This window comes from Paenalcaligenes sp. GW821-LYS-B07-1 (genome assembly GCF_058803365.1).
Genome location: NZ_CM179516.1, coordinates 1,998,119 through 2,010,254, shown reverse-complemented (window position 1 = coordinate 2,010,254; position 12,136 = coordinate 1,998,119). Strand labels below are relative to the sequence as shown.

Here is a 12,136-nt window from a genome sequence, read left to right as displayed (position 1 = left end):
GATGAGCGATGATTGATTAACTGCTCACCAAGCAGTGCATAAAAGCAGCAACGAAAAATCCACAAGTTTTTTCGAAGGCGAGAAAATATGAGACAACCCACCGCATTACGGTTGCATGTGCCCGAGCCCTCTGGTCGTCCAGGTCATGCTACTGACTTCTCTTATCTGCATTTACAACCTGCTGGTGCAGCAGCAAAACCCCCTTTAGATGTGTCCGCACGCGATACCGTCGATTTGGCGTATGGCTTGGTCCGTGTGTTAGACGATGACGGTGCAGCGGTAGGCCCTTGGGCCACCGAGCTTGCGCCTGAGCTGTTGCGTCAGGGCATGCTAGCCATGATCAAAACGCGTGTGTTTGATGCGCGTATGGTGAATGCGCAGCGACAGAAAAAAATGTCCTTTTACACCCAAAGTTTGGGTGAGGAAGCCATTGGCGTAGCCCAGTCTATGGTGCTGGCCAAAGGCGATATGTGTTTCCCATCGTACCGACAGCAAAACCTACTAATCACGCAAGGCGTGTCGTTGGTAGACATGATGTGTCAGCTGTTTTCCAACGAGAAAGACCGTTTGAAAGGTCGCCAGTTACCGGTGTTGTACTCGGTACGTGATGCGGGCTTTTTCTCGCTTTCAGGAAACCTCGCCACACAGATGATCCAAGCGGTGGGCTGGGCGATGGCTTCTGCCATTAAGAACGATACCAGTATTGCTTCTGCCTGGATTGGTGACGGTGCCACGGCAGCATCTGACTTCCAGACGGCTCTGACGTTTGCGCATGTTTATCAAGCGCCAGTGCTGTTAAATGTTGTGAATAACCAATGGGCTATTTCCTCGTTTCAAGGTATTGCTGGTGGTGAAAATAACACGTTCGCAGCGCGTGGCGTGGGTAGTGGCATTGTGTCTATACGGGCGGACGGTAACGACTTTATTGCAACATACGAGGTGGCAAAATGGGCGGCAGAGCGTGCTCGTGCCAACTTGGGCCCAACTTTAATTGAATGGGTCACGTACCGTGCAGGCCCACACTCCACGTCAGACGACCCTAGCAAATACCGGCCTGCCGATGACTGGTCGCATTTTCCATTAGGAGATCCTATTGCTCGCTTAAAACAGCACATGATCAAGCGAGGTATCTGGTCGGATGCTGAGCATGAAGCGGCTGAAAAAGCAGCATTGGAAGAGGTCATGGCAGCCCAGAAAGAAGCAGAAGCTTTTGGGACCATGGCTAACGAGCAGGTCATTAGCGCAGCCAGCATGTTTGAGGATGTATATGAGCATGCACCGTGGCATTTGCAGCATCAGCGTCAACAGGCGGGGGTGTAATCATGGAACAGCACAAACAAGAACATGATCTGGTGGATATGACCATGATCCAAGCGTTGCGCTCAGCCATGGACGTCATGCTAGAGCGCGACAATAACGTGGTGGTTTTTGGGCAGGACGTGGGCTATTTCGGTGGCGTATTTCGCTGTACTGAAGGCTTGCAGGCCAAATATGGCAGAAACCGCGTGTTTGATGCCCCCATTTCTGAAAGTGGCATTGTAGGGGCAGCAGTAGGTATGGGCGCGTATGGTTTGCGGCCCGTAGTCGAAATTCAGTTTGCCGATTATTTCTATCCAGCTACCGATCAAATTGTGTCGGAAGCGGCGCGCTTGCGCTATAGATCGGCGGGTGAGTTTACGGCACCTTTAACCATACGTATGCCGTGCGGGGGTGGGATTTTTGGTGGTCAAACGCACAGCCAAAGCCCAGAGGCGTTCTTTACCCATGTAAGCGGTATACGTACAGTAATGCCCAGCAACCCATACGACGCCAAAGGGCTGTTGATTGCATCCATTGAAAATAACGACCCTATTATTTTCTTGGAACCCAAACGGTTGTATAACGGCCCCTTTGATGGGCATCACGATAGACCTATAGTGCCGTGGTCTAAGCATGAAAAAGGCAAAGTGCCAGCGGGCTATTACAGTATCCCTTTGGATAAAGCAGCCATTGTGCGACCCGGTGAGGCCTTGACCGTTTTAACCTACGGCACCATGGTGCATGTGGCCTTAGAGGCGGCGAACGCAGCGGGTATCGATGCTGAAATCCTAGATTTACGCACCTTATGGCCCGTAGATCTAGACGCCATTACCGAGTCGGTACGTAAAACCGGGCGATGTGTGATTGTGCACGAGGCTACCCAAACCAGCGGTTTTGGGGCCGAGTTGGCAACCTTGGTGCAAGAGCATTGTTTCTATCATCTGGAAGCGCCTATAGAGCGTGTGGCGGGGTGGGATGTGCCGTATCCGCACTTGCACGAGTGGCATTATTTCCCTAGTCCTCAACGTGTACACGATGCCTACAAACGCGTATTAGGTAGCTTGCCTACCGCCAGACAATGCCACACAGGAGGTCAATAATGGGTATACATGTAATTAAAATGCCAGACATAGGCGAAGGCATTGCAGAAGTTGAGTTGGTGGGTTGGCATGTCAAAGCGGGTGATACCGTGGTCGAAGACCAAATCCTTGCTGATGTGATGACCGATAAAGCTACGGTAGAAGTGCCGTCTCCGGTGAGTGGGGTGGTGCTCGCGCTGGGTGGCGAGATAGGTGAAGTGATGGCCGTAGGGTCTGAGCTCATACGCTTAGAGGTGGACGGTGCAGGTAACGTGAGTGCGACGACTTCGGCAGCACCAGCGCCCACCCTAGTACCGGCCAGTGAAGCACAATCTGCAGCGACTGATGCACCTGCTTCGGCTACAGTAGTGACCTCGTCGGCTGCTGCGTCTACCGCATCCACCACTGTGCAGCCGGCAAGTTCAGCACCTGCCGGTGCGGCCCCTACTAAGGCAGCGCCGCCAGTGAACAGCGGTGCCCCAAAAACGGCACGTACGATGACTGCACCCGGTGGTGCAGCAAGACCTGATGGCGCTAAGCCTTTGGCATCGCCAGCAGTGCGCCAACGTGCATGGGAGTTGGGCATTGAATTGCAGTATGTGCCTGCTACTGGGCCAGTAGGGCAGATCACACACCAAGATTTAGATACCTACATGCAGCAGTCGTCGGCAGTTGGTCGTGGTGCACATGTACGTAGCCAACCCATGTTGCACGATGACGAGCGTATAGATGACATTCCAGTCATAGGGCTACGTAGAAAAATCGCTCAAAAAATGCAGGAAGCTAAACGACGCATTCCACACTTCACCTATGTGGAAGAGTTGGATGTGACGGAACTAGAAAACCTACGCGCCAAGCTGAATCACGAGTATGGGGAAGACAAAGGCAAGCTAACACTATTGCCATTCATTATGCGGGCGATGGTAGTAGCCCTTCGAGAATTTCCGCAGATGAATGCTCGTTATGATGATGAGGCTGAAATCATTCATCGTTATGGCGCCGTACACATGGGGGTCGCCACGCAAACTGAAACTGGTTTGATGGTGCCAGTGGTGCGCCATGCTGATCAGTTGGACTTGTGGCAGTCTTCGCAAGAAACAGTACGGTTGGCGCGTGTAGCCAGAGAAGGGCGTGCGGCACGCGACGAACTATCAGGCTCTACCATTACGCTGACTAGCTTGGGACCGTTGGGCGGCATTATGGCTACACCCGTCATTAACCATCCCGAGGTGGCGATTGTAGGTGTGAACCGTATCGTAGAGCGTCCAGTCATTAAAGATGGTGCGGTAGTAGCACGGAAAATGATGAATCTGTCATCGTCCTTTGATCACAGAGTGGTAGATGGCATGGATGCGGCACTGTTTATCCAACGCATACGCAGCTTAATAGAGTGCCCAGCTTTATTGTTTGTGGAGGCGCTATGATGCTACAAAAAAGCACGACATTGCTGATTGTAGGTGGCGGTCCAGGCGGCTATGTCGCCGCTTTACGGGCCGCCCAACAGGGTATTGCTACCGTATTGGTTGAGGGCAGTGGCGTAGGGGGCACATGTTTGAATGTAGGGTGCATCCCCTCTAAAGCATTGATCCATGCATCGGCAGAGTTTCATCGTGCTACCCGCTACGGTCAAAAGGCGTCGCCCTTGGGTATTACCGCTGCAGCGCCTAGCATTGAGCTGTCTAAAACAGTGGCATGGAAAGATGCCATGGTGAGTAAGCTTACATCGGGTGTAAACGGATTGTTGCGTAAAGCGGGTGTAGAGCTGATTCAAGGTTGGGCTCGTATCTTGGACGGCAAAACCGTAGAGGTAGAGCACAGCGAAGGGCTAATGCGTGTGCAGTGTGAGCACTTAATGTTAGCGACTGGTTCACAAGCTGTGGCGCTACCGCATTTGCCGTTTGGTGGTGACGTGTTGTCGTCCACTCAAGCCTTGTCGTTGACGCAGGTCCCCGAGCGTTTTGCCGTGATTGGTGCAGGGTATATAGGCTTAGAGTTGGGCATGGCCTACGCCCGTTTGGGTAGCCAGGTCACTATCGTCGAGGCCAGCAATAGATTATTGCCAGGCTACGATGCAGACTTGGTGAAACCGGTAGAGGCCAGCCTGAAAGCATTAGGTGTGCAATTGCAGTTGTCGTGCTCAGTTAAAGAGTTTGAGGCACAAACTAATACTTTAAGCTGGACAGGGGCAGACGGTGCTGAGGGCAGTGGGCAGTTTGATAAGGTGTTAGTGGCGGCAGGCAGACACCCGTTTACCAAAGGCTTTGGGCTAGAAAGCTTGCAGTTGGCGATGAATGGCAAGGCCATACGTGTAGACGATCAATGCCGTACCTCTATGCATCAGGTATGGGCAATTGGTGATGTCACCGGCGAGCCTATGTTGGCGCATAGGGCAATGGCTCAGGCTGAAGTGGCCGTGGATGCGATTGCGGGTAAGAAGCGCCACTTTATGCCGGCTAGCATTCCAGCTGTCTGCTTTACCGACCCTGAAATTGTCACGGCGGGTGTCACGCCAGAGCAGGCAGCGGCTTCAGGTGTTGATTACATTACCGGCATTTTCCACTTTGCGGCGAATGGTAGAGCGATGACGATGGAGGCTTCAGCCGGTTTTGTGCGTGTGGTTGCTAGACGAGACAATCACGCCATTCTGGGCTGGCAGGCCGTGGGGGAAGGCGTGGCTGAGTTGGTCAGTACCTTTGGTTTATCGCTAGAAATGCAAAGTCGCCTAGAAGATATCGCAGGCACCATACATGCACATCCATCACTGGGCGAGGCCTTACAAGAGGCAGCGTTTCATGCGTTAGGGCGTGGCTTGCACCGATAGTTAGTAGAGGGGCAAGCCCCTCTACCTCGGTAGTGTGATTAGTACAGTTTGCCACCCAGTGGCACCGCTTTGTCAGGCGTGCATAGCACCACGCGACCTTGTTCATCAGGGAAGCCCGTGACCAAACATTCAGACATGATGGGGCCTATTTGTTTGGGCGGGAAATTCACCACCGCCACCACATGTTTACCTACTAACTCGTCTAGCGTGTAGAGATCCGTGATTTGTGCGCTGGATTTACGTTGTCCAATCTCAGGACCAAAATCTACGACCAGTTTATACGCGGGGCGGCGCGCTGCGGGAAAGGTGTCGGCTTGGATAATGCGGCCTACGCGCAGTTCTATTTTTTCAAAATCATCCCAAGTAATGGTGTTCATGCCGGTGGGCTCCAAGGGTAAAAAAACCAGCGCTAAGGCTGTAAGCGGTAAAAGAATAAAGAGGGGTGCTGTAAGGGATACAGCAGCTAGATTCAGTACGTGATTACGCGTTTTCTAACAGGGCAGCAGCGATGGCTCTAGCTTGTGCTGAGCAGGCACTATGACCTTCTAAGCCAGCACGTACCATGCCACCTTCCAGTATGAAGGCGAGGTGCTGTGCCAACGCAGCGCTACGTTCAGCCTGCGCTGGTAATAGCTCAGCCACGTGTTGCTGCAATAAGGCTTCTACTTCTTCTTTGTGGGCGCGCACCGCTAGTCTGGCGTTGTCACCAGCCGGAAACTCTGCGGCGGCATTTAACAAGCCACATCCACGAAAACCGCGTTCATACGCATCTTCGGCATGATCGGTGTAGGCATCAAAAACCGCCAATACGCGTTCTGCAGGGGTGGTGGCGTGTTCCAATCGCGCGGCATACAGTGACAGCCACTCTGCATGACGGTTTTCTATATACGCCGCAATAAGATCGGACTTAGAAGCGAAATTGTTATAGAGACTTTTCTTGGCGACATCGGCTTTTTTGACAATGGTATCAATACCTGTAGCGGTAATTCCCTCGTTGTAAAACAAGGTAGAGGCTGCACTCAGTAGTTTGTCGCGTGCGCTTTCTTTTTTAGCGGTAGAGGGAGTGCTCATCATCATAAACGTAAAAAGTAGGTAGACCAGTATACCTATTTTGTGAATATCACGCTACGCTTAGTTCAGCCATAAACATACTGAGTAGGGCAACAAGCTCTCCACGAGCGAGCTCGTCTTTGATGAGCCACGTGGCAAGTTGGGCGCTACCATCGTCTGTGTGACCGTGTTGGGGCTAGGGATGCTAAGTAGCGTGTCTATGGTGTATTCCTACGCAGGATTGGCGGGGCCATTGGCTATATGGGGGATTGCCTACACGGCACTATTTCCTATTTGTCAGGTGAGGGTGATGAAGGCTGCATCTCATGCACAAGCCTTGGCTGGTACTCTCAATGTGTCTGCGGCGAATGCAGGTACCGGTTTGGGGGCGATGATAGGCGGGCTAGTAATTCCTGCTTTTGGGTGCAATACATTACCTACGTAGCGACAGCGATTGCATTGGTCGCTGTGCTAGTTGCCATCAGCATGCTAAAACGTTGATCACAACCGCTACGTTTACCGATGAAGTCATCGCTTTACAATGGCTGCGTATAGTCAGCGGTGTGGCTGTTAAAGGCTATATATCGTTGCTCCTTTCACGCTGTAATTTCCGCACCTCTTATGCAAACTCTAGTACGTACCTTGCTGGCCTTACTTGTTGCTGTCGCCCTCAGTGTAGTGGTGGCGGGTTTGTTTTTGCCTGTGGTTAGCGTGTTTCAAGGGCCAGAGTTTAGTTGTTTGAATGAGGGCGTAGGCGTGTGCTTATCGTGGATTCCTATGAGTGCTCTATTGTATGGGCCTCTGTTTGCCATAGTGGGAGCAGTAGTAGGTACACCTGTGTTGCTGATGCTGTGGGCATGGCGTCAGTAGCGGGTCATCACAGCGCAAGAGCGCCATGAATTTCCAGTAGTATGTGGCTGTTATTAAATTAGGATGCGGTCATGGCGTATGTCTCAGAGGCTGATAAAAGTGCGTGGGCAGTGTTCTGGGCTTTTCTACGACTGAGGCTCACCTCTTTTGGCGGGCCAGTAGCGCATTTAGGTTATTTTCATGCTGAGTTTGTAGGCAAACGGCGTTGGCTAAGTGAGCGCAGCTATGTAGATCTGGTGGCGTTATGCCAATTCTTACCCGGCCCTGCTAGCAGCCAAGTGGGCATGGCTATAGGATTGAGCAGAGCAGGCTATGCAGGGGTGTTGGCAGCATGGCTGGGTTTTACGTTGCCCTCCGCGTTGGTCTTAACTCTGTTTGCAATAGGGCTCACTCAGTTTGGGCATGTGGTCCCGACAGGGGTATTACACGGTTTGAAAATTGTGGCGGTAGCCGTGGTAGCCCAAGCAGTGTGGGGCATGGCGCGCACATTATGCCCAGATGCATTACGTATCATGATCATGGTGGCGTCCAGTTGCGTGGCGTTGTGGTTGCCCTTCGCTTTTATACAAGTAGCCATAATTGCTGTGGCCGCTGTACTGGGGCTGTGGTTGTGTAAGCCGTTGTCGCGTTCTGTGCCTGATGTGCTTCCGTTGGCGATCTCGCCGCGGGCTGGTGGTGCGTGGCTACTTCTATTTCTTGTGCTATTGCTGGGCTTGCCGTTGTTGGCGTGGCTCTGGCCTACCACGTCATTCTTGATGCTAGTAGACGCATTTTATAGAGCTGGATCGCTGGTGTTCGGGGGGGGGCACGTGGTGCTGCCTTTGCTGCAAACTGAAGTGATCTCTACTGGGTGGTTAAGCAACGAAACTTTCTTGGCAGGCTACGGGGCTACTCAAGCCGTACCTGGGCCATTATTCACATTTGCTGCATTTTTGGGTGCGGCGATGGACGGTTGGCTAGGTGGTGTGATTGCACTTATCGCCATTTTTATTCCGTCGTTTTTACTGATCGTTGGTGCCTTACCATTTTGGGAGAAATGGCGATGCAGCACGCCTGCTCAAGCAGCGCTAATGGCTGTTAATGCGGCGGTGGTGGGTTTGCTAGTGGCCGCGTTTTACGACCCAGTATGGACCAGCGCTATACATACTCCCTATGATGTTGCATTCGCTCTGGTAGCCTTGTTGGCGTTGATGTATTGGAAATTGCCGCCGTGGTTAGTAGTGCTAGGCTGTGGCGTTGTGGCTGGCGTCCTAAGCGTGTGGTAGGGCGGCGCGCTAGAACACGGTGCGTGCGATGGTTGGATGCACATCAGTATTAGGAGTAGGCATAAAAAAGTCCGTATGAATCACCATACGGACTTTTTTGTAGCAAGTGCTATCGATGCGATAGGTATCGCTTAGAGCTGCTTAGTTTGTTCGCTTTCCACCACCATGTCCAGAATATCTACGTATTTGGACGCATCAGCAGGTACGTTTTGGCGTGTGTAGCGGTTAATGCGCAAGACGTTACGAATACCAGGTTGGTGTTCGTAGCCTTGAATATCACCGTAGTAATAGCCCCAATCACCGGTTTTGGTTTGGATGCCATTGTTGTCATACGTGATTTCACGCACTTTCAAGCACTGGTAGTTTGGGATCATGGCGTGCGAGCATGCTTCGCGTTGCGGCGCTACTTCTAAGAAAATACGCTCAGGCTCACCACCGTATAGTGTTTCAGGAGTGGGTTCACCTTGCATGAGCCATTTGGTGCCATCAGCAAAGGTGAGCGTCAGTGTGGGGTTAGCATCGTTAGCGTTGATCGCCCATTGGCTAACAGTAGGCAAACGTTGGCCAACTTCATGCTCAAAACTCATCAACTTTTGGTCCGAGCACATTTTCATGGTGGTGGCAGGGTTGCTAACGGAAATATGTGAGCCGTTAACGTTGTAGCCGCCATTCATCAAGTTACATAGCCCTGCTACCGAAACTTGGTTGTCCGCGAAGTGCAGCACAATTGGTGTGCCGTCGATGCCAGCAGGGGCAGCTTGTGGTTTCTGACCTTTGGCCGCTACGGATTCCAGAGCCCAGTTATATGCTTGAAGTGTCGTTTCGGTGTTCATCGAAGATTGCTGTGCGGAGCCAGTGTTAGCAGAAGGGGAGCTAGAGCAAGCCGCCAAGCCCATCATGGCGACAAAACCAGCAGTTAGCGCAAATTTTTTCTTCATAATCTTTCCTTATTCAGCGAGGCAAAGCGAGAGTTTCGCGAAACGTAGACTTGCATTGTCAGTCCATAGCACGCTGATGGCAAGTTTGCTTAACTATCTCTTACATTACGGACTAGAGGGATTGACTCTACCAGTGGTGCTAGAAAGTAGGGAAGTGAAAACAGTATGGCTACTCTATATAGAGAGGAGGAGCTAGATATAGAGAGGAGGAGCTAGAAATCGCGCCCCTCTGTCTTTCTGGTCTAGGCTTCGACAGACGGTAATGTACGGTACTTAGAGCACTTTGCAGCCAGCAGGCAGTTCCGCATGTTTCACATAGCGACGTATTTCATCCGCCAACGCCGTAGCCGCCGGAGTAGGGGCATGGTCTTGAGGAAACATCAGGCATAACGTACGCACCAGCTTGGGCGATCGTAATAATGAAAATGACAAGCCGGGAACCAATACGCGTTGAGCCGCTAACGAGGGCATGAGGGCAATGGCTAAACCGCTTTGTACGATGGCAGCCTGGGAGGTAGTACTAGAGGCCTCGTAGAAAGGGGCAGAGACTTCGATTGGCAAATCGGGCCTAGATTGCAGCACGGCCATAATACCGGTTTCATCAATCACGCCTACTAACTTACGATTTTGCAGTGTTTTCCAGCTGACACTGTTACGCGTATCGGGGTGTATATGCGCATCATTGCTACGGTAGAGTACGCCGAACTGATCTTCCAATAGTGGTTCACTTTCTAAACCGTGCATATCCGCCCATCTACTGGTTAAACCAAAATCGACTTCACCTGATACGACTTGACGCTGAATAGGCCCAGAGTTGGCATCACGTAAGTACAAACGCACGCCGGGGTAGTGTTCTGAAAACACAGCAGCAGCTGGTGCGATCAAATCGGTAATAGCTGATGGGGCAGCCGATACGCTCACACGCCCGCTTTTCAGGGCTCCGTAGCGCATCACGTCATCAATAGCGCCATCGAAATCGGCCAAAAGACGTGTAATTCTTGGTAAAAACTCTTTGCCAATAGGGGAAAGTACTACCCTGCGGCTTGTGCGTATAAAAAGGGGTATTTCTAGGGCGGCTTCTAGCTGCTGAATGAGCCCCGTAACCGACGACTGAGTTTGGAATAAACGGCGTGCGGCCCTTGTGAAACTTGCCTCTTGAGCAACGGCAACAAAGGCATTCAAGTGCTTTAACGTGATGTGTTTAGGAAGTCTATTCATCTCAAATTGTGATTGATCGATTAACTTAAACAATTTTTCATATCAATAATCCTTTTGGATAATACGCCAAACTCCCGTTATTTGGGGAGGTCTCAGGAGTAAAGAATGCAACAGGACGACCGCCGGTTAGACGTCAAAATCGCAAATGGTTGGATTATTGATGGAACCGCTACCCCGCGCCAACAAGGTGATGTGGGTATTCGTGCCGGGCGTGTAGTGGCTCTAGGTGATTTGAGTGACTGGACAGCTGACACCACAATTGATGCTACTGCAAAAGTCGTAGCACCTGGGTTTATTGATACACATGGTCACGATGATTTGATGTTTATCGAGAAGCCCGCTCTAGACTGGAAAACCAGCCAAGGTATTACCTCGGTAGTGGTAGGTAATTGCGGCGTGAGTGCGTTTCCTGCACCGCTGCCAGGTAACCATGCTGCAGCGTTGGCTCTGTTGGGCGATTCCCCGCTGTTTGACAGCATGACAGACTACACACAAGCCGTACAAAAGCTCAGCCCTATGATCAACGTTGCGGCGCTGGTAGGCCACGCCAACTTGCGTATGGCGGTGATGGCTGATCCTATGGCAACACCCACAGAAGAAGAACAACAAGCGATGGAGCGTTTGCTGGATAACGCCTTGAGCAATGGTGCAGTAGGTTTCAGTACAGGTTTAGCGTATGAGCCTGGTTGTATGGCTCAGCCAAGTGAGTTGGAAGGTTTGGCAGCGGTAGCTGCTAAACATGGTTCTTTACATACCAGCCATATTCGCAATGAAGGCGATACCGTAGAAGAGTCTGTTGAAGAAGTATTGTCTGTAGGTAGAGACAGCCAATGTGCCACATTGGTGTCCCACCATAAATGTATGTTGCCAGCTAACTGGGGGCGTAGTCGCCACACGTTGGCGAACATTGATCGCGCACGAGCCGAAGGCATGGAAGCTACGTTGGATATCTACCCGTACTCGGGCAGTTCCACCATCTTGATTCCTGAGCGTGCCCACACTATTGATCGTATTCGTATCACTTGGTCAGAACCACACCCTGAGTGCAACGGCATGGATTTGTCTGACGTTGCAGAGCAGTGGGGATGTGATCGTGAAACGGCTGCCCGTAAATTACTGCCTGCCGGTGCCATCTATTTTGCAATGGATGAGTCCGAAGTACACCGCATTTTCAGTCACCCATGTTGCATGGTGGGTTCTGATGGTTTGCCAGCAGATGCGCAGCCGCACCCACGTTTGTGGGGTAGCTTTACACGCATTTTAGGACCGTATGTGCGTGAAGCTAGATTGATGCCGTTGGAGCAGGCTGTCGCCAAAATGACAGCGTTGCCCGCATCGGTATTTGGCCTGAAAGACCGTGGCGTACTTCAAGAGGGTGCGTGGGCCGATGTGGTGGTTTTCGATCCGGAAACCGTCACAGACTGCGCAACCTGGGAGCAGCCAACACTGCCTTCAGAGGGTGTAGAAGCTGTATTTGTGAATGGCGTACAGGTGTTTCCTCAGGCGCCAGCACAACGACCTGGTCAGGTGTTGAACCGGGCCTTTGCCGCCAAAGCAAAAAGTGTGGAACAAGGCAGTTAATTGCCGTCGTTCTAA

12 protein-coding genes are annotated in these 12,136 nt (G+C 51.7%); 8 read left to right on the top strand and 4 right to left on the bottom strand.

The annotated features are described in order from the left end of the window. Positions 1-87: 87 nt before the first annotated feature. Genes AC3QL0_RS09570 through lpdA form a run of 4 tightly spaced genes read left to right on the top strand, consistent with a single transcriptional unit; the run spans position 88 to position 5,199 of the window. The gene (locus AC3QL0_RS09570) at positions 88-1,320 is read left to right on the top strand and encodes a 3-methyl-2-oxobutanoate dehydrogenase (2-methylpropanoyl-transferring) subunit alpha (protein WP_493008275.1); all 1,233 of its coding nucleotides are present in this window, start codon (positions 88-90) and stop codon (positions 1,318-1,320) included. 38 nt (positions 1,321-1,358) lie between these two features. Further along, positions 1,359-2,399: an alpha-ketoacid dehydrogenase subunit beta gene (locus AC3QL0_RS09565; protein ID WP_493010972.1), complete on the top strand. Its 1,041-nt coding sequence runs from the start codon at positions 1,359-1,361 to the stop codon at positions 2,397-2,399. Further along, a complete protein-coding gene (locus tag AC3QL0_RS09560; protein ID WP_493008274.1) occupies positions 2,399-3,802 on the top strand; it encodes a dihydrolipoamide acetyltransferase family protein in 1,404 nt (467 codons plus the stop codon). Before AC3QL0_RS09565 ends, AC3QL0_RS09560 begins: the two co-directional genes overlap by 1 nt. Next, complete coding sequence (lpdA, locus tag AC3QL0_RS09555; RefSeq protein WP_493010971.1) at positions 3,802-5,199, top strand: dihydrolipoyl dehydrogenase; 1,398 nt, start codon at positions 3,802-3,804, stop codon at positions 5,197-5,199. Before AC3QL0_RS09560 ends, lpdA begins: the two co-directional genes overlap by 1 nt. Before the next feature lie 38 nt (positions 5,200-5,237). On the opposite strand, the gene AC3QL0_RS09550 is transcribed toward lpdA, so the two are convergent. Together AC3QL0_RS09550 and AC3QL0_RS09545 are read right to left on the bottom strand one after the other, a co-directional pair. Next, a complete protein-coding gene (locus AC3QL0_RS09550; RefSeq protein WP_493008273.1) occupies positions 5,238-5,576 on the bottom strand; it encodes a tRNA-binding protein in 339 nt (112 codons plus the stop codon). A 103-nt stretch (positions 5,577-5,679) separates the two neighbouring features. Continuing rightward, positions 5,680-6,276, bottom strand: coding sequence for a TetR/AcrR family transcriptional regulator (locus AC3QL0_RS09545; protein ID WP_493008272.1), 597 nt, complete (start codon positions 6,274-6,276; stop codon positions 5,680-5,682). Positions 6,277-6,451: 175 nt separating this feature from the next. Here AC3QL0_RS09545 and AC3QL0_RS09540 point away from each other — a divergent pair, with 175 nt between their 5' ends. From AC3QL0_RS09540 to chrA, 3 genes are all read left to right on the top strand, one after another. Beyond that, complete coding sequence (locus tag AC3QL0_RS09540) at positions 6,452-6,694, top strand: hypothetical protein (RefSeq protein ID WP_493008271.1); 243 nt, start codon at positions 6,452-6,454, stop codon at positions 6,692-6,694. A 176-nt stretch (positions 6,695-6,870) separates the two neighbouring features. Continuing rightward, on the top strand, positions 6,871-7,119 hold the full coding sequence (locus AC3QL0_RS09535) for a hypothetical protein (protein WP_493008270.1): 249 nt from the start codon (positions 6,871-6,873) through the stop codon (positions 7,117-7,119). Positions 7,120-7,190: 71 nt separating this feature from the next. Then, complete coding sequence (chrA, locus tag AC3QL0_RS09530) at positions 7,191-8,384, top strand: chromate efflux transporter (protein WP_493008269.1); 1,194 nt, start codon at positions 7,191-7,193, stop codon at positions 8,382-8,384. 131 nt (positions 8,385-8,515) lie between these two features. On the opposite strand, the gene AC3QL0_RS09525 is transcribed toward chrA, so the two are convergent. Together AC3QL0_RS09525 and AC3QL0_RS09520 are read right to left on the bottom strand one after the other, a co-directional pair. After that, entirely contained in the window at positions 8,516-9,322 is an 807-nt protein-coding gene (locus AC3QL0_RS09525; RefSeq protein WP_493008268.1) for a DUF4377 domain-containing protein, read from the bottom strand. 273 nt (positions 9,323-9,595) lie between these two features. After that, positions 9,596-10,540 (bottom strand): LysR family transcriptional regulator, encoded by a 945-nt coding sequence (locus AC3QL0_RS09520; protein WP_493008267.1) that lies wholly within the window; start codon positions 10,538-10,540, stop codon positions 9,596-9,598. A 105-nt stretch (positions 10,541-10,645) separates the two neighbouring features. Between AC3QL0_RS09520 and AC3QL0_RS09515 the strand changes: the two genes are divergently transcribed. Continuing rightward, positions 10,646-12,121 (top strand): N-acyl-D-amino-acid deacylase family protein, encoded by a 1,476-nt coding sequence (locus AC3QL0_RS09515; protein WP_493008266.1) that lies wholly within the window; start codon positions 10,646-10,648, stop codon positions 12,119-12,121. The last annotated feature ends 15 nt before the right edge of the window (positions 12,122-12,136 follow it).

Excerpts from the sequence above, each read along its gene's own strand:
- AC3QL0_RS09540 (WP_493008271.1), top strand. The coding sequence starts at position 6,452 with ATGCTAAGTAGCGTGTCTATGGTGTATTCCTACGCAGGATTGGCGGGG.
- AC3QL0_RS09515 (WP_493008266.1), top strand. The coding sequence starts at position 10,646 with ATGCAACAGGACGACCGCCGGTTAGACGTCAAAATCGCAAATGGTTGG.
- AC3QL0_RS09520 (WP_493008267.1), bottom strand. The coding sequence starts at position 10,540 with ATGAATAGACTTCCTAAACACATCACGTTAAAGCACTTGAATGCCTTT.
- AC3QL0_RS09545 (WP_493008272.1), bottom strand. The coding sequence starts at position 6,276 with ATGATGATGAGCACTCCCTCTACCGCTAAAAAAGAAAGCGCACGCGAC.
- AC3QL0_RS09525 (WP_493008268.1), bottom strand. The coding sequence starts at position 9,322 with ATGAAGAAAAAATTTGCGCTAACTGCTGGTTTTGTCGCCATGATGGGC.
- chrA (WP_493008269.1), top strand. The coding sequence starts at position 7,191 with ATGGCGTATGTCTCAGAGGCTGATAAAAGTGCGTGGGCAGTGTTCTGG.
- AC3QL0_RS09565 (WP_493010972.1), top strand. The coding sequence starts at position 1,359 with ATGACCATGATCCAAGCGTTGCGCTCAGCCATGGACGTCATGCTAGAG.
- AC3QL0_RS09570 (WP_493008275.1), top strand. The coding sequence starts at position 88 with ATGAGACAACCCACCGCATTACGGTTGCATGTGCCCGAGCCCTCTGGT.
- lpdA (WP_493010971.1), top strand. The coding sequence starts at position 3,802 with ATGCTACAAAAAAGCACGACATTGCTGATTGTAGGTGGCGGTCCAGGC.
- AC3QL0_RS09535 (WP_493008270.1), top strand. The coding sequence starts at position 6,871 with ATGCAAACTCTAGTACGTACCTTGCTGGCCTTACTTGTTGCTGTCGCC.
- AC3QL0_RS09550 (WP_493008273.1), bottom strand. The coding sequence starts at position 5,576 with ATGAACACCATTACTTGGGATGATTTTGAAAAAATAGAACTGCGCGTA.
- AC3QL0_RS09560 (WP_493008274.1), top strand. The coding sequence starts at position 2,399 with ATGGGTATACATGTAATTAAAATGCCAGACATAGGCGAAGGCATTGCA.